Raw genomic sequence first — 15,541 nt, 5'->3', positions numbered from 1 at the left:
AGCCTAGTGGTCTCGTCGCCGACGTGGTGCACGGGAGGGCCGTGCGACCGCGTCGGTCACGACTGCTGCCACCCCGACACGGCGCCGACGACGGCGATCGCGGTGGCCGCGGCGGCGCAGCCGGCGAGCGCGAGGCCGAGGAGCGGTCGCGGGCCGGCTCGATAGACCTGAACCAGGTGCCAGCCGGCCCCGAGGACTGCGGCGAGGCCGACGATCGTCGGGTTCGGGGGTGCTCCCTCGGCCGCCCCGCCCCAGCCTCCGTAGGTCAGGTAGGCGGGGAGCAGCGCCCACGAGACGGCGCTCAGGATCGCGCCGAGCACCAGCGCAGCGGCGGAGCCGCTGCGAGCGAGCACGTTGCCGACCAGGGAGACCGCGAGCGCGGCGAGCAGGTAGGTGCCTGCGGTGACTCCGGTGGAGATCGAGAGCGGCACCACCAGCAGGACGGCGACCGCGATCGCCATCCACAGGCTGCCGGGCTCCAACCGGCCGGTCCGGACCGGCGTGGAGGCGGGTGCGGGGGCGCCGGCGCGGTCGTGCCGGGAGAGCCCGACCAGATCGCGATGCCAGCCGAGGATCAGCTGGCCGATCCACGTCGTCGCCGTCACGACCGCGGCCTCGCGCGGGCTGCGACCCGATGCCAGTGCGGCCAGGCCCACCATCAGCGCGACCAGGGCCGCAGCCACCGGATGGCTGCTGCGAAAGACCGCGACCGGCACCGCGAGGCCGGTGGCGAGCGGGGGGTCCGAGGCCCCGGAAGTCGGCCCGACGACGTCGTGCTGATCACCTCCGCGGGGCTGCTGAGCGGCCATGCCGAGAAGTATCGACCACCGCCGGTCAGGGGCCCGGTGACCCCGACGCCACCACACGAACCCTGTTCTGTCAAGGGTCAAATCATGTCCATCCGGCCTCTGACCTGCGCAAACGCTGTCTGAGAGGTTCCTGAACCGTGGTAGTATGGAGCCCTAGGAAGGGGTTCATCACATATGACTTTCACCGTCGGCGAAACGGTCGTCTATCCGAATCACGGGGCCGCTGTCATCGAAGACATCGAGATGCGGACCATCAAGGGAGAGGACCGGCAGTACCTCGTACTACGGATCGTCGCTCAGCAGGACCTGGTCGTACGCGTGCCCGCGTGCAACCTCGATCTGGTGGGTGTCCGCGACGTCGTCGACAAGGAGGGCCTCGACCGCGTGTTCGACGTTCTCCGTGCCGAACACGTCGAGGAGCCGACCAACTGGTCGCGCCGTTACAAGGCCAACCTCGAGAAGCTGCACAGCGGCGACGTCATGAAGGTCGCCGAGGTCGTGCGCGACCTGTGGCGCCGCGAGCGTGACCGTGGGCTGTCGGCCGGGGAGAAGCGGATGCTGGCCAAGGCCCGGCAGATCCTGGTCTCCGAGCTGGCGCTGGCCGAGCACACCAACGAGGACAAGGCCGAGACCATCCTCGACGAGGTCCTCGCCTCCTGAGATCTACCGATCCACACGCTGCCGGCCTCCGCACCTCGGTGCGGGGGCCGGCACCATTTCGTAGGGTCTGGCCCATGTACGACGACGAACCGACGGCGTGGGGCATCGTCGTCGACGACGATCGCGGATCGCTGCCCTACTCCCTGATCCACGGTGAGGCGCTCGTCGCGGCAGCGGCGTGGGCCCTCGGCGCCGCCGAGGTCACGCTCCTCGACGCCTCCGTGCCGTGGTCCGCGGTCCGCGAAGGGGAGCAGGCGCTGGTGCTGCACGACAGCCTGTGCCCCCTGACACCGCCGGAGTTCATCGCCTCGTGCGTGGCCCGCTCGCTCGCCGAGGACGTCGTGGTGGTCGGCGTACGTCCCGTCACCGACACCGTCAAGGAGATCTCCGAGGACGGGTTCGTCGGCCGCACGCTCGACCGGGAGGCGTTGGCGGCGGTGTGCTCGCCGATCGTGCTGCCACCGCGGGTGGTCGCCGAGCTCGAGGCGCTGCCGAGCCTCGACTTCCCCGTGCTGGTGCACGCGTTGCGGGCCCGCACCGACGTCCTGCTGGTGCCGGCGCCGCCCGAGGCGGCACGGGTGACCTCAGCCGACGACGTCCGTTCGCTCGAGGCCGGCACGGCGCTGCCGCAGCAGTCGTAGCGCGGTCTCCAGGTCGCCGGGCCAGGTGACCTTGAGGTTGCTCGGCACGCTGGGCACCGCGGCGACCGGCACCGGCGCGTAGCGCTCGAGGCAGGACGCGGTGTCGGTGCCACCGAAGCCGTCGGCCTCGGCACGCTCGTAGGCATCGAGCAGCGTGGCGGCCGTGAACGCCTGTGGCGTCTGCACCGCGACGGCGCCCCCGACCGGACCGTCGGGGCCGAGCAGTGCCGGTGCCGGGACGACCGGGATCGCGCCGCCGTGCGCGCGTGCGGCCGCCACGACGTCGGCATACAGCGCCGGGGTGGCCAGCGGTCGGGCGCCGTCGTGGATCGCGACCACGTCGACCGTGCCGTCCTCGATCGCGCCACGGAGCACCCGCAGGGCGGCCCACTCGGAGTCGTGGCGGGTATGTCCGCCCTCGACCACGATCACCTCGCGGTCGCCCAGGACCGGCGCGACCGCCTCGGCGACGGCCTCCTGCTCTCCCGGCCGCACCACGAGCACCACGCGGGCGACGTCGTCGACCTCGAGCGCGGCGCGCACCGAATGCGCCAGCACGGGGGCGTCGTCGAGCGGGAGCAGGACCTTGTTGACCTCCGCCCCCACCCGCGAACCGCTCCCGGCGGCGAGGATCACCACTGCGACAGACACCTCGTCAGTCTCGCAAAGGGTGAGTCACGCCGGGGCGATGAGTGCGGTCGCGATCGCCGCCGCGCCCTCCTCGCGGCCGGTGAGGCCGAGGCCGTCGGTGGTGGTGGCGGCCACCGTGACCGGGGCGCCGGCCGCGGCGGAGAGCGCCGCCTCCGCCTCCGCACGCCGGGCGCCGAGGCGGGGCCGCACGGCGATGACCTGCACGGCGACGTTGCCGATGACGAAGCCGGCATCCCGCACCCGGCGCGCGGTCTCGGACAGCAGCGCGACGCCGGCCGCACCGGCCCAGGCCGGGTCCGAGGTGCCGAAGTTCGAGCCGAGGTCGCCGAGACCGGCCGCGGAGAAGAGGGCGTCGCACGCGGCGTGAGCGGCGACGTCGGCGTCCGAGTGGCCCTCGAGGCCGCGCGGCTCCTCAGGGAAGGCGAGGCCGGCAAGGAACATCGGGACGCCGTCGGCGTAGCGATGGACGTCGACGCCGATCCCGGTGCGCGGCAGAGGAGGCGTGGTGTGCGGGAGGGCGTCGGTCACGGGGGCGATCATGCCCGCCGATCGGCCCCTGGCGACACCTGGGGAAGAATGCTGCGCATGAAGAAGTCCGGAGCCGCCTGGGGCCTTGTCGGCATCCTGGCCGGCTTCGCCGGACTCGCGGCCGCCTTCCTCGTCGCCGAGTGGATGCACCTACGGCTCGACCCGGTCAGCGCGGTCTCCGAGCGCGTGCACGGCTGGCTGCCCTTGGGGCTGGTCGACTGGGCACGCGGCGTCCCCGGACCGTCGTTCACCACCCCGGTCCTCCTCCTGCTCGGCCTGGGCGTGTTCATCGGCCTCGGAGTCCTCGCGCGCCGCTCCAGGTGGGGCGCGGCCGGCGGATACCTCCTGCTGGCCCTCCTCGGCGGGATCTTCGTGCTGCAGGCGCGCGGTGCCACCCGGTGGTGGCTGCTGCCGGTGGCGGCCGGGTTCGCGGTGGCCGTCCTCGCCCTGTTCGTGCTCGCCCGCCGGCTCGGCCGGCTCCAGGCGCTGCCCGACCAAGAGGTCTACGGGGAGACCTGGCGCGGCCGGCGTCGGGAGTTCCTCGCCGTGTCGGGTGCCGTCGTGGCGCTCGGCGCGGTCGCCTACGTCGCGGGGCGGCTCGGCGGCCGCGAGGTGCGGGAGGTCGAGGCCGAGCGCAAGACCCAGGTCCGCTCGGTGACCGCCCCCGAGGTGCCGCCCGGCGCGCGGCTCGACGTCGAGGGTCTGTCCGCGTGGATGACCCCCGTGGGCTCGTTCTTCATCAAGGACACCGCGGTCGTACGCCCCGCCCTGAAGACCGAGAACTGGACGATCAAGATCCACGGCCTGGTCGAGAACGAGCTCGAGCTGACCTTCGAGGAACTGGTGAACCGCGGGATCGAGGAGTCCTGGATCACCATGGTCTCGGTCTTCAACGAGGTCGGCGGCGACCTGGTCGGCAATGCCTGGTTCAGCGGCGTCCTGCTCGCGCCGCTGCTCGCCGAGGCCCGACCGCTCCCCGACGCCGACGCCGTCCTCCAGACCTCCGAGGACGGCTGGACCTGCGGCACCCCGTTGGAGGCGATGACCGACGGCCGCGGGTCGATGCTCGCGGTCGCGATGAACGGCGAGCCGCTCACTATCGAGCACGGCTACCCGGTGCGCACCGTGATCCCGGGCCTCTACGGACACGTCTCGGCCACCAAGTGGGTGGTGGACCTCGAGGTCACCCGCTTCGACCAGATCACGCCCTATTGGACCGACCGAGGCTTCGCCGAGCTCGGCCCGGTCAAGCTCAGCTCCCGCATCGAGGTGCCCGACGCCGAGGCCGTGCTGCCCGCGGGTCAGGTGGTCGTCGCCGGTAGCGCCTGGGCGCCCGGCACCGGCATCGCCGAGGTGGCGGTACAGGTCGACGACGGCGAGTGGCAGGAGGCCGTCCTCGGTGACGCCCCCAACCCGAACACGTGGGTGCAGTGGAAGGCGGCCCTGGATGTCGAGCCCGGCGAGCACACCGTCGTCGTCCGAGCCACCGACAAGGCCGGACTGGTGCAGACCGGCGTCGTCGCCGACATCCGGCCCGATGGCGCCACCGGCCTGGACCAGGTCACCTTCACCACCACCTGAGCCTGCGGGCGGCCCGAGCGCACGCTGACCCGTCCGCTATGGCTGACGGGTCACCGCAGGACTGACGCTGACCCGTCAGCTATAGCTGACGGGTCGGCATCGGACGGGGTCACCAGTTGCCGGGCGAGTTCGGCGGAAGCGGGTGGGCGGCGTCGCGGATGACGTAGACCAGGCCGCCGGACTTCGTGAGCCAGGCGTCCTCGAACTGGCCTCGGTCGTAGGTACGCCGGACGCCGGCGCGCGTGGAGGAGGCCGGGTCGTTGACGACGACGTCGCCGGTGGTCGTGAAGCCGGCGATCACCAACAGGTGGCCCGGGGTCGAGGTGATCGGGGCGCCGTCGAGCTCGCCGGCGCCGAAGGCGACCGAGGCCACCAGCGGGATGCCGGCGGCGATGAAACGCTCGGCCTCGCGCAGCGAGCGGAGCCGGGTTACGAACGCCTTGCCGACCCGGGGTGCGGCGTAGGCGGTGTTGAACGGCCAGTTGCCGGTGCCGTCGTAGGAGTGGTCGAAGGTGTTGCGGGCGGCGAAGTCGACCCACGGGTCGGTGTGGCCCGCAGGCACCCACGAGTACGAGCGCGGGCGCGGCAGCTTGCCGTAGTAGCCGAGCACCATCGAGGTCGACGTGGGGCTGCACCACGCCTCGCCGCCACCTCCCCACTGCGGGAAGTGCCCGACGTGCGTCATCTGTGAGTAGCGCGGCAGGTCGAGCACGGTGCCGCGCGCGACGCCGGGCTTGGAGGTGCCCGGTGCGGTGCTGGGCAGCCGGGAGGCCACCGCGCCCACGGTGTCGAATGACGGCGTGGCAGTGGTGCCTGCCTTGCGGGCCAGGGTGACGCGCACCTGCCAGCCGGCGAGTCCGGAGGGGGCGCTCCAGGTGTCGACGTTGACGCTGGCGAGGTCGTCGCTCTGCCCGCTCTGCGTGGTGCGCTGGACGTGCGCGTCGGTGCCGGCCCAGCGGGCCATGAGGTCCCAGCTGGAGAGCTTGCCTGCGGCGTCACGTCCGCGGACCTGCACCTCGAGATAGCTGTCGCGCGGCGTCACAGCGGACCAGGACGGGATGAGCTCGGTGAACGAGAAGCCAGGGGTCACCCACGGGGAGTCCCACGTCGCGGTCTCGTAGCGCTTGCCGGAGAGCTTGCGTGCGCCGGTCGGCGTGGCGAAGGCGACGCGCCCACGCTTGACGATCGTGCCCTTGCCGGTGCCGGTGCGCAGCTGGGCCGCGGTGTCCCACTGCGAGTAGTCGATCTGGCGCGACGCGGCAGGGGCCGCTGCCTGCGCCTCCTCGGTGCTCATCGCGGACAGGCTACCGGCGGCGAGGAGCCCGCACAGCGCGGCGGTCAGTCGTCGGCCGGGGGAGAGTCGGGGAAGATTCACCTCGGCACGGTACGTCACATCAGCCTCATCCGTCACAGGTATCGTCGATGCGACCCCGATCCGAGCGCACTCCTAGACTGACGCCGTGACCTTCCGGCTCTATGACACCGCCACGCGCGAGGTGCGCGACTTCGTCCCCCTCGAGGACGGCAAGGCCGGCATCTACGTCTGCGGCCTCACCGTGCAGTCCGAGCCGCACGTCGGACACGTCCGCTCGGCAGTCAACTTCGACGTCCTGCGGCGTTGGCTGACCCACACCGGCTACGACGTCACCTTCATCCGCAATGTCACCGACATCGACGACAAGATCCTCGCCAAGTCCGCCGAGCAGGGACGCCCCTGGTTCAACCTCGCCTACGCCATGCACGGCGAGCTCACCCAGGCGTTGGCGAGCATCAACGTGCTTCCTCCCACCTACGAGCCCGGCGCCACCGGCCACGTGCCCGAGATGCTGGAGCTGATCGCCACGCTCATCGAGCGCGGCCACGCCTATCCGGCGCAGGACGGCTCGGGCGACGTCTACTTCGACGTGCGCTCCTGGCCCGCCTACGGCGAGCTCACCGGTCAGAGGGTCGACGACATGGAACCGGCCGGCGACGCCGACCCGCGCGGCAAGCGCGACCCGCGCGACTTCGCGCTGTGGAAGGGCTGGAAGAAGGAGACCGAGCCGGAGTCGGCGGCATGGCCCTCGCCGTACGGTCCGGGCCGTCCGGGCTGGCACATCGAGTGCTCGGCCATGGCGAGCAAGTACCTCGGCGCGGCCTTCGACATCCACGGCGGCGGCGTCGACCTGCGCTTCCCGCACCACGAGAACGAGCAGGCCCAGTCGCGTGCAGCCGGCCAGGCGTTCGCGTCGTACTGGATGCACAACGCCTGGATCACCACCGCCGGCGAGAAGATGAGCAAGTCGCTGGGCAACTCGCTGCTGGTGCCGAAGGTGCTCGAGCGGGTGCGCGGCATCGAGCTGCGCTTCTACATGGTCAGCGCCCACTACCGCTCCCACGTCGAGTTCTCCTTCGAGGCGCTGGAGGAGGCCGCGGTCGGCTTCCGCCGGATCGAGGACTTCCTCGACCGCGCGCCGGCGGTCGAGCCTGGCGAGCCGGCTGAGGTGCCCGAGGCCTTCGCCGCCGCGATGGACGACGACCTCGGCACCCCCGCGGCCGTCGCCGTCCTGTTCGACACCGTGCGTGAGGGCAACCGCGCCACCGACGCCGGTGAGGTCGCCGACCTCGCCGCCCAGGTCCGGGCGATGCTCGACGTCCTCGGGCTCGACCCCGCCGATCCTGCGTGGGCCACCGGTGGTCGCGACGACGCCGCGCTGGTCGCCGCCGTCGACGCGCTGGTCTCCGGTCTGCTCGAGCAGCGCGCGCAGGCTCGCTCGGAGAAGGACTTCGCCCGGGCGGATGCGATCCGCGATCAGATCAAGGCGGCCGGCATCGAGGTGGAGGACACCCCGGCCGGCCCCCGCTGGACCATCGAGGGGACCACCAGTGGCCGGTAACTCCCAGCGCAAGGGCTCGGTGCGCAAGTCGAGCAAGCGTCCCACCGCCGGCTCGGGCGGGCGGGTCCGCCGCGGCCTGGAGGGCAAGGGCCCTACGCCGAAGGCGAAGGATCGCGAGTACCACAAGGCCCACAAGATCGATCAGGCCAAGAAGCGCAATGCGCCCGCAGGACGCCCCCGCAAGGGCGGCGACGCCGAGTGGGTCGCCGGGCGCAATGCCGTTGTCGAGGCGCTGCGCGAGGGAGTGCCGGTCTCGGCCGTCTACGTCGCCGACGGCGCCGAGCGTGACGGCCGGCTGCGCGAGGCGTTCAAGCTCGCCCAGGAGGGCGGGGTCGGACTCATGGAGGTGAGCAAGGGCGAGCTCGACCGGCTCACCGGCGGCGCCGTCCACCAGGGACTGGCCGCCCGCATCCCGCCGTATGAGTACGCCCATCCCGACGACCTGCTCGACCTGGCCGAGCAGAACCGCGAGAAGCCGCTCATCGTCGTCCTCGACTCGATCACCGACCCGCGCAACCTCGGCGCGATCGTGCGCAGCGCCTCCGGCTTCGGCGCGCACGGCGTGGTGATCCCCGAGCGCCGTGCCGCCGGGATGACCGCCTCGGCCTGGAAGACCAGCGCCGGCGCCGCCGCGCGGATCCCGGTCGCCCAGACCGTCAACCTGGTCCGCCAGCTCAAGGCCTTCCAGGACGAGGGCTGCATGGTGGTCGGCCTCGCCGCCGACGGCGACATGTCGCTGCCCGAGCTGGTGGCCGACCTCGACCTGGCTCGGGGCCCGCTCGTGGTCGTCGTCGGTGCCGAGGGCGGCGGTCTCTCCCGTCTGGTCGCCGAGACCTGCGACCACCTGGTGTCGATCCCGATGGCCACCACCCTGGAGTCGCTCAACGCCGGCGTCGCGGCGTCGGTGTGCCTGTACGCGATCAGCCAGGCCCGCGCGGAGCTCTGAGGCCGAGCCGTCGCCGCGCGCCGTCCAGCCGGCCGGGCGGCCGATCTGTGAACTTGTCGGCCGGGATTTCACCCGTCAAGTTCAGATTTCCCCGGTCGACCGGGGATCCCTGAACTTGACGGGCGATATAGCGGCCCCCAAGTTCAGGTTTCGGCCGTCCAGTCGGAGCGAAATCGGTCGGATGGCGCTGTGTCGGGACCGGGGGCTGGCAGGTCCGAGCTGGTCGATGCACAGATGTCCGCCGGCCCGACTTGGTGACCTGGCGGGCACCGGGCGGCCACTGGGCGGGCAAAACCTGAACTTGTCGGCCGGGATCCCGGCCGACAAGTTCAGACTTCCCCGGTCGACCGGGGAAATCCCGCCCCTCCGACAGCCCCGCCGCGTCCTAGGCGTCCTCGGTGAGGGTCAGCTCGTCGGGCTTGGTGCGCAGGACCTGGTCGACGTAGTCGCGGGCGGTGTCGAAGATGTCGATCTCGTGGCCGGCGCGCTCGGAGAGGAACCAGCGGTGCTGGAGGATCTCGTGGAAGATCTCGGCGGGCTCGAGCTTGCCGCGCGCCTCCGGGGGGATCATCGCCACGATCGGCTCGTAGATCTCGGTGAGCCAGCGGGTGGCGACCAGGGTGCGGTCCTCGCGGCCGAGGTCGAAGTGCGCGGTGAAGGAGGCCAGGTCGTTGAGCAGCCGGCGGGCCTGGCCGTCCTCGACGTTGAGGCCGGTAAGGGCCTGGAGCTCGCGGCGGTGGTGCCCGAGCTCGAGCACCTTGGGTTGGATGCGCACCGAGTCGCCGCCGATGTCGGTGACGATGTCGAGCTCCTCGACGTCGAACCCGAGGTCGTTGAGCCGCTCGATGCGCTGCTCGATACGCCACATCTCGTCGGTGCCGAACTCCTCGATGCCGGTCAGCTCGGCCCACAGCGCGTCATAGCGCTCGGTGAGCATCGCGACCACGTCGTGCGCATCGACGTCGGTGGTCAGGCTCGAACCGGCCTGGAGGTCGAGGAGCTCGGCGAAGATGTTCTCGGTGGCCACCTGGACGTCGTAGAGCCGCATCTGGGTCGACAGGTGCTCGCGCAGCTCGCCGGTCTCGGCGTCGACGAGGTAGGCGGCGAACCCGCCGGCGTTGCGGCGGAACAGCACGTTGCTCAACGAGACGTCGCCCCAGAAGAAGCCGGCCAGGTGCAGCCGGGCGAGAAGGACGACGATCGCGTCGACCAGGGCGGGAAGGCTCTCGGCGGACATCCCGTGGGCGAAGAGGCTCCGGTAGGGAAGGGAGAAACGCAGGTGCTCGGTGAGCAGTGCACTCGGCAGTGGCTCGCCCGCGGCGTCCACCCGCCCGGTCACGACGCCGCGCGGCACCACGGCGGGCAGGCCGAGACGCTGGAGGTCCCGGAGCAGCCGGTACTCCCGGAAGGCCATCTCCTCCACCGTCTCCTTGACGGCGTAGGTGCGCGCACCGAGGCGGACGATGCGGACGACGTGGCGGCTGATGCCGCGGGGGAGCGGCACGACGTACTCGTCGCTCCACTCCTCCAGCGGGGTCGGCCACGGGAGAGTGAGCAGCGCCGGGTCGGGGCGGTTGGCAACGATGTGCAGCGCCATCGGCCCACCGTAGCGGGCGGCAGCGGTGTGGGTCAGGGCTCGAGCAGGACGGCGCCCGAGCCGCGCTCGTGGAGCGCGTCGTCGGGGTTGGTGAGCGCGCAGCTGCGCAGGCTCAGGCAGCCGCACCCGATGCAGCTGTCGAGCCGGTCGCGCAGGAGCTCGATGCGCCGGATCTGCTCGTCGAGCCGGGGGCGCCAGGCCTTGCTGATCCGGTGCCAGTCGGACTTGGTGGGAGTGCGGCCGGCGGGGAGGTCGGCCAGCGCCGTCCCGATCTCCTCCAGGCTCAGCCCGACCCGCTGCGCAGTGCGCACAAAGGCCACCCGGCGCAGCGTCGACTTGCGATAGCGCCGCTGGTTTCCGGTGGTGCGCTCGGAGAAGATGAGGCCCTTCTCCTCATAGAACCGCAGCGCGCTGGGCGCGACCCCGGACCGCTCGGCGAGTTCCCCGATCGTGAGCGTCATACCGACAGCATAGTTCGACCTAGGTTGAGGTCCGCGCGCGGCGAGACTTGGCGATCGGTCGCGCCGGGCGGCCTAGATGGGACTCGATCGCTCGTCGCAGGGACGGCCCGACATGGACGACGACCGTGCCGTCGGGCAGCCCATAGGTTCTAGCCATGGCGCTCTCGCCGCGCAGCCCGGCCAGTCCGCAGGTGTTCACCAGCCCGAGATGTCGTTGTCTCGTCGGGAGTTCGGCGACGTCGACGAGCGCGGACCACGGGACGTCGCCGCCGCCTGGACCCGAACGACGCACACCACTGTGGTCGACGACCACCTCGTAACGAGCGCCCTTGAGGGCGGAGACCAGCATCACGCTCACGACGAGGAGTCCACCGATCGCGATGATCCAGGTGCCCACGTTCCAGTCGCCCGGTCGCCACGCGATGAGTGCGATGAGACCCGCGAGCACGAGTAGGCACGCCGCGGTGATCGATCCGTACCCGATGTCGACGTGACGCTCGCGAAGCGGATACGGCGTCGGAGGCGGCAGGGAGTCCGGCACCGCACCAGTGTGCGCTATGCGGGCGGTCTGGACCGCGATGTATCGATCTCGGAGGTTGCTGCGTCTAAGGGATGTGAATCGACAACCACGAGGCCGGGCGGCGCTGGCGGCGCGCGACCAGCGTCTGTGCCTGGTCTGCGGTGTCCTGCTCGTGATGGGTGGCCTGCTGCTCAGCCTCGACGACGTGCCTCCGCTCGTGGTCTGCGTGGTCGGCGTCGCGCTGATCGTGGCGCTGCGGATGAGCGCGCCGCCGGGCCGGGGCACCCCGGATGTGCCCGTCGATCGAGATGGCGGACGGGTGCAGGCAGGGCCCGGGAGTGCCAGGAGGATGGCCGCGTGACCGGCAAGCACGCGCGCGCTCTCGAGCCCGATGAGTCCATGGACTACGAGGCGCTGGTAGCCGCCCTGCCCGGGCTGCTGCGCTACGCCCGGACGATGACCAACGACGCCGCGCTGGCCGAGGACCTGGTGCAGACCACCGTGCTGCGGGCGATGGAGCGTGGCGGCTTCCGAGGGGAGTCCTCGCTGTCCACCTGGCTGCACCGGATCCTGCACCACAGCTTCGTCGACCACGTCCGCCGCGATCGCGAGGTGCCCGACGACGACGTCTGGAGTGAGATCGAGTCCCGGTGGAGCGAGTCGTCCTTCACCCTCGACGCCGCCGAGATGGCCGAGCGGGTCGAGACCGCTGCCGACGTCCGCGACGCCCTGGTGCGCGTGCCGGTGACCCACCGCAGCGCCGTGGTGCTGCACGACATGGAGGGCCTCACCGTGCCCGAGGTCGCCCAGATCCAGAAGATCAGCCTGGCCGCCGCCAAGCAGCGGGTGCGGCGCGGGCGCCTGATGCTGGTCGACGCACTCGCCTCGGCCTCCGCGCGACGCGAGGCGATGCAGGGAGTGCCGATGGACTGCTGGAGCGTGCGGACCCAGGTGTCTGACTACCTCGACCGGGACCTGCTCCCCGAGCAGGCTCGGCTGCTCGAGCGGCACCTGGAGTCGTGCCCTACCTGCCCTCCGCTGTATGCCGCGATTGTCGGGACCCAGTTGGCCGTCTCAGATCTCCGCGACGCCGACAGCGTGATCCCGCCCGAGCTCGCCGAGCGCCTCACCGGGGTCGCGAAGGGCTCGGACCACGGACCGGTCCGTCCTGGGGGGACGGGCTTGTGAGCCGGCCCGGGACCCATCCCCCCGGGCCCGGGCCGGTGCGCCCGTCGGAAGCTCAGCGGTAGGCCTCGACGTCCCCGCCGTCCTGCCGCTCGATCCCGTGCTGGTCGATGTAGCCCCAGCAGTCGGGGCGAGAGCCGTCGACGTCGGTGACGTCGTAGGCCTGCGCGAGCTGGTGCGCGGTGACCACCGTCCCCGCGAACCGCGAGGCGGCGGCGTCTCTGGCGAGGGCGGCGACGCCGCGGGCCACGTAGGCAGGTGACTCGGAGATGGCGAAGCCCGGCTCCTTCTCTAGGGCGTCGCGCCAGTTCTCCTCGGTGACGCCGAAGCCGTCGAGCATCTGCTCCGAGCGCAGCCACCCGGGGGTCACGCCGAGCGCGGTGACCGGCAGGTCGCGCAGCTCGTGGGTGAGTCCGACGACGATCCGCCCGACGTTCGCCTTGACCAGGTCGTAGTAGAACCCGACGCCCTCGCGGAAGGCGGCGTTGAACTCCAGCGTGCCGTCGGTCATCTCGATCACCAGGCCCGGCGCGTGCGGGGTCGCGGTCCGCAGGAGGAGGGGCAGCGCGTGGTGAGCGGTGATCAGGTGTGTGTCGACGCCCATCCGCAACATGCGCAGGCCCCCGGCGAGGTCGTGCTCCCACAGCGGCGTGCCCCATTGTGCGTAGCGGTCGCCGCCGAACATGTCGTTGACCAGGACGTCGAGGCGTCCCTGCTCGGACTCGATCCGCGCGACGAGTGCGGCCACGGCGTCCGGGTCCTCGTGGTCGACCACGAGCCCCACCCCCGCGCCGCCCGCGTCGGCGATCAGGTCGCCGGTCTCCTCGATCGTCTCGGGCCGCTGGATCTCCGAGGCGCCGGACTCCCGGCTGCTGCGGCCGGTGGCGTACACGTAGGCTCCGGCGCGCGCGAGCTCGACCGAGATGGCGCGGCCGGCGCCGCGGGTTCCTCCGGCGACGAGGGCGACGCGCCCCTGGAGTGGCAGGTCTGTCATGGGTCCGAGGATGGCAGCGCGGATTCGGCGGCGCCCGACCGTTCTTGCGGAGATGACGGTGTCGACCAGTACGATGCGGACGCCGCGCCGGTGTAGCTCAGACGGTAGAGCGCTTCTCTTGTAAAGAAGATGTCGCGGGTTCGATTCCTGTCACCGGCTCCATCCGCTCACGTGCTCAGCGCAGTCGCCGGGCCTCGAAGCGTGGTTCGGGCGCAGCGATCGCGTCCTGGGCCGCGACCAGCTGGATCTCACGGGTGCCCGCGGCCATGGTCGCCTCCAGGATCGCGTAGATCGCCGACGTTGTGAGCTCGAGCGCTCTGGCGGGCGAGCCGGTGCTGCGCAGGTGGGCCAGGTAGAGCGCCGCGGTGACGTCGCCGCAGCCGTTCGGGGTGATCGGCAGCAGCGGGGTGGTGACCGCCCAGGCGCCGTCGTCGGAGACCGCGACGACGTCGAGGGTGCCGGGCTCGGAGTCGCTGTGCAGCACCGAGGTGACCAGGACGTCGCGCGGCCCGGTGGCGCGCACGACGTCGACGGCCTCGAGAACCTCGTCGAGGGTCGTGGTGTCGCGGCCCGCCAGGAAGTTCAGCTCGAAGTGGTTCGGGGTGACGATGTCGGCGCGGGGGACCACCTCGTCGCGCATGAACTCGGGGATGCCGGGCTTGACGAACATGCCCCGGCCCAGGTCACCCATCACCGGGTCGCAGCAGTACACGGCCTCCGGGTTGGCCGCCTTCACCTGGGCGACCGTGTCGAGCACGACCGCGCCGACGGCCGGGTCGCCCTGGTAGCCGGACAGGACGGCGTCCGCCTCGCCGAGGACTCCGCGATCGGCGATCCCGGCGATCACCTCGCGGACGTCGCCGGGATCGAGCATCGGCCCGCGCCAGGCGCCGTACCCGGTGTGATTGGAGAAGTGGACGGTGAGCACCGGCCAGACCTCGTGGCCCAGGCGCTGGAGCGGGAAGACCGCGGCGGAGTTGCCGACGTGGCCGTAGGCCACCGAGGACTGGATGGAGAGGATCTTCACCCGCGCATCGTTGCACCTCCGGGTGCGTCCGGGGGAGCCGACCGGCGGCATCGGGGTTGGACTAGCGTCGGGTGTCATGACGGCGACCCAGATGGAATATCGCCCGCTCGGCGGGAGCGGACTGATCGTGAGCGCGGTCGGCCTCGGCTGCAACGCCTTCGGCCGCCGCGTCGACCTCGACGGGGTGCGGGGCATCCTCGACGCCGCCACCGACGCCGGCGTCACCCTCCTCGACACCGCCGACATCTACGGCGACCCGCCCGGACGCAGCGAGGAGCTGCTCGGCCAGGCGCTGGAGGGCCGCCGAGACGACTTCGTGCTGGCCACCAAGTTCGGCATGGACATGCGCGGCGCCAACGGCGTCGATCACGGTGTACGGGGATCGCGGCGCTACATCCGGCGCGCGGTGGAGGCCAGCCTGCGGCGGCTGCGCACCGACCACATCGACCTCTACCAGCTGCACACGCCCGACGACGTCACGCCGATGGAGGAGACGCTCTCGGCATTGACCGATCTGGTGCACGAGGGCGTGATCGGCTACCTCGGCTGCTCGAACTTCGCCGGCTGGCAGATCGCCGACGCCGAGTGGACCGCTCGCAGCGCGGGACTGGAGCGTTTCGTGAGCGTGCAGAACCGCTACTCGCTGCTCGATCGCACCGTCGAGGACGAGGTGACGCCCGCGTGCGAGGAGTACGGCCTGGGCATCTTGCCGTTCTTCCCCCTCGAGTACGGCCTGCTCACCGGGAAGTACCGCCGCGGCGAGGCCGCGCCTGACGGCTCCCGCGCGACGTCGGCCCCCGCGCCGTGGCTGGAGTCGGCCGACTGGGACCGGATCGAGGCGCTGGAGGCCTACGCCGCCGCGCGCGACCTCGAGCCGATCGACGTCGCCATCGCGGGCCTGGCGGCCCAGCCCGCCGTCGCCTCGGTGATCGCGGGTGTGAGCTCGGCAGAACAGGTCCGCCGCAACGCCGCCGCCCTGCGCTGGGAGCCCACCGAGGCCGATCTGGTCGAACTCGACGAGATCACCGGCCTCGGAGGCTGAGCAAGCCCGACCTCGGAGGTTGA

17 protein-coding genes and 1 tRNA gene are annotated in these 15,541 nt (G+C 71.7%); 9 read left to right on the top strand and 9 right to left on the bottom strand.

Annotated elements, in window-relative coordinates; genetic code table 11:
* Positions 1–56 precede the first annotated feature (56 nt).
* The gene (locus WMR31_RS02445; RefSeq protein ID WP_340537177.1) at positions 57–809 is read right to left on the bottom strand and encodes a hypothetical protein; all 753 of its coding nucleotides are present in this window, start codon (positions 807–809) and stop codon (positions 57–59) included.
* A gap of 174 nt (positions 810–983) precedes the next feature.
* On the opposite strand from WMR31_RS02445, the gene WMR31_RS02440 reads away from it, so the two are divergent.
* Entirely contained in the window at positions 984–1,469 is a 486-nt protein-coding gene (locus WMR31_RS02440; protein ID WP_340537176.1) for a CarD family transcriptional regulator, read from the top strand.
* 74 nt (positions 1,470–1,543) lie between these two features.
* Entirely contained in the window at positions 1,544–2,110 is a 567-nt protein-coding gene (locus WMR31_RS02435; RefSeq protein WP_340537175.1) for a 2-C-methyl-D-erythritol 4-phosphate cytidylyltransferase, read from the top strand.
* Here the strand turns inward: WMR31_RS02435 and WMR31_RS02430 are convergent.
* Together WMR31_RS02430 and ispF are read right to left on the bottom strand one after the other, a co-directional pair.
* Positions 2,054–2,761, bottom strand: a complete 708-nt coding sequence (locus WMR31_RS02430; protein WP_340537174.1) for an IspD/TarI family cytidylyltransferase — start codon at positions 2,759–2,761, stop codon at positions 2,054–2,056. The two genes, WMR31_RS02435 and WMR31_RS02430, sit on opposite strands and share 57 nt — an antisense overlap.
* A gap of 24 nt (positions 2,762–2,785) precedes the next feature.
* A complete protein-coding gene (ispF, locus tag WMR31_RS02425; RefSeq protein WP_340537173.1) occupies positions 2,786–3,289 on the bottom strand; it encodes a 2-C-methyl-D-erythritol 2,4-cyclodiphosphate synthase in 504 nt (167 codons plus the stop codon).
* 57 nt (positions 3,290–3,346) lie between these two features.
* Here ispF and WMR31_RS02420 point away from each other — a divergent pair, with 57 nt between their 5' ends.
* Positions 3,347–4,870, top strand: coding sequence for a molybdopterin-dependent oxidoreductase (locus WMR31_RS02420; RefSeq protein WP_340537172.1), 1,524 nt, complete (start codon positions 3,347–3,349; stop codon positions 4,868–4,870).
* A gap of 109 nt (positions 4,871–4,979) precedes the next feature.
* Here WMR31_RS02420 and WMR31_RS02415 read toward each other — a convergent pair whose 3' ends face one another.
* Positions 4,980–6,245 carry a C39 family peptidase gene (locus WMR31_RS02415; RefSeq protein ID WP_340537171.1) on the bottom strand — a complete coding sequence of 422 codons (1,266 nt, stop codon included), beginning with the start codon at positions 6,243–6,245 and terminating at the stop codon, positions 4,980–4,982.
* Positions 6,246–6,330: 85 nt separating this feature from the next.
* Between WMR31_RS02415 and cysS the strand changes: the two genes are divergently transcribed.
* A complete protein-coding gene (gene cysS / locus WMR31_RS02410) occupies positions 6,331–7,746 on the top strand; it encodes a cysteine--tRNA ligase (protein WP_340537170.1) in 1,416 nt (471 codons plus the stop codon).
* Positions 7,736–8,692 (top strand): 23S rRNA (guanosine(2251)-2'-O)-methyltransferase RlmB, encoded by a 957-nt coding sequence (gene rlmB / locus WMR31_RS02405; protein ID WP_340537169.1) that lies wholly within the window; start codon positions 7,736–7,738, stop codon positions 8,690–8,692. The genes cysS and rlmB overlap by 11 nt, the downstream gene beginning before the upstream one ends.
* 385 nt (positions 8,693–9,077) lie before the next feature.
* Here the strand turns inward: rlmB and WMR31_RS02400 are convergent, their stop codons facing one another.
* From WMR31_RS02400 to WMR31_RS02390, 3 genes are read right to left on the bottom strand one after another with little or no spacing between them, the layout of a single operon-like run.
* Entirely contained in the window at positions 9,078–10,289 is a 1,212-nt protein-coding gene (locus WMR31_RS02400) for a DUF4032 domain-containing protein (RefSeq protein WP_340537168.1), read from the bottom strand.
* Between the two features lie 32 nt (positions 10,290–10,321).
* On the bottom strand, positions 10,322–10,750 hold the full coding sequence (gene soxR / locus WMR31_RS02395) for a redox-sensitive transcriptional activator SoxR (RefSeq protein WP_340537167.1): 429 nt from the start codon (positions 10,748–10,750) through the stop codon (positions 10,322–10,324).
* A 19-nt stretch (positions 10,751–10,769) separates the two neighbouring features.
* Positions 10,770–11,291: a hypothetical protein gene (locus WMR31_RS02390; RefSeq protein ID WP_340537166.1), complete on the bottom strand. Its 522-nt coding sequence runs from the start codon at positions 11,289–11,291 to the stop codon at positions 10,770–10,772.
* A 73-nt stretch (positions 11,292–11,364) separates the two neighbouring features.
* On the opposite strand from WMR31_RS02390, the gene WMR31_RS02385 reads away from it, so the two are divergent.
* On the top strand, positions 11,365–11,631 hold the full coding sequence (locus tag WMR31_RS02385; RefSeq protein WP_340537165.1) for a hypothetical protein: 267 nt from the start codon (positions 11,365–11,367) through the stop codon (positions 11,629–11,631).
* Positions 11,628–12,458, top strand: coding sequence for a sigma-70 family RNA polymerase sigma factor (locus tag WMR31_RS02380; RefSeq protein WP_340537164.1), 831 nt, complete (start codon positions 11,628–11,630; stop codon positions 12,456–12,458). The genes WMR31_RS02385 and WMR31_RS02380 overlap by 4 nt, the downstream gene beginning before the upstream one ends.
* A 52-nt stretch (positions 12,459–12,510) precedes the next feature.
* Here WMR31_RS02380 and WMR31_RS02375 read toward each other — a convergent pair whose 3' ends face one another.
* On the bottom strand, positions 12,511–13,449 hold the full coding sequence (locus WMR31_RS02375) for an SDR family oxidoreductase (protein WP_340537163.1): 939 nt from the start codon (positions 13,447–13,449) through the stop codon (positions 12,511–12,513).
* 86 nt (positions 13,450–13,535) lie between these two features.
* Between WMR31_RS02375 and WMR31_RS02370 the strand changes: the two genes are divergently transcribed.
* Positions 13,536–13,611: transfer RNA gene (locus WMR31_RS02370), tRNA-Thr, on the top strand.
* A 13-nt stretch (positions 13,612–13,624) separates the two neighbouring features.
* Here the strand turns inward: WMR31_RS02370 and pdxY are convergent.
* Entirely contained in the window at positions 13,625–14,476 is an 852-nt protein-coding gene (gene pdxY, locus WMR31_RS02365) for a pyridoxal kinase PdxY (RefSeq protein ID WP_340537162.1), read from the bottom strand.
* Between the two features lie 76 nt (positions 14,477–14,552).
* Here pdxY and WMR31_RS02360 point away from each other — a divergent pair, with 76 nt between their 5' ends.
* Entirely contained in the window at positions 14,553–15,518 is a 966-nt protein-coding gene (locus tag WMR31_RS02360) for an aldo/keto reductase (RefSeq protein WP_340537161.1), read from the top strand.
* Positions 15,519–15,541: the final 23 nt, after the last annotated feature.

The sequence above is a fragment of the Nocardioides epinepheli genome, from assembly GCF_037936805.1.
Classification (GTDB): Bacteria; Actinomycetota; Actinomycetes; order Propionibacteriales; family Nocardioidaceae; genus Nocardioides.
This window is presented reverse-complemented; position numbering and strand designations above follow the sequence as displayed.

Bases quoted from the DNA above. Each gene is read 5' to 3' on its own strand.
- WMR31_RS02375 (WP_340537163.1), bottom strand. From the start codon at position 13,449: ATGACAGACCTGCCACTCCAGGGGCGCGTCGCCCTCGTCGCCGGAGGA.
- WMR31_RS02360 (WP_340537161.1), top strand. From the start codon at position 14,553: ATGACGGCGACCCAGATGGAATATCGCCCGCTCGGCGGGAGCGGACTG.
- soxR (WP_340537167.1), bottom strand. From the start codon at position 10,750: ATGACGCTCACGATCGGGGAACTCGCCGAGCGGTCCGGGGTCGCGCCC.
- WMR31_RS02435 (WP_340537175.1), top strand. From the start codon at position 1,544: ATGTACGACGACGAACCGACGGCGTGGGGCATCGTCGTCGACGACGAT.
- WMR31_RS02445 (WP_340537177.1), bottom strand. From the start codon at position 809: ATGGCCGCTCAGCAGCCCCGCGGAGGTGATCAGCACGACGTCGTCGGG.
- WMR31_RS02400 (WP_340537168.1), bottom strand. From the start codon at position 10,289: ATGGCGCTGCACATCGTTGCCAACCGCCCCGACCCGGCGCTGCTCACT.
- WMR31_RS02440 (WP_340537176.1), top strand. From the start codon at position 984: ATGACTTTCACCGTCGGCGAAACGGTCGTCTATCCGAATCACGGGGCC.
- WMR31_RS02420 (WP_340537172.1), top strand. From the start codon at position 3,347: ATGAAGAAGTCCGGAGCCGCCTGGGGCCTTGTCGGCATCCTGGCCGGC.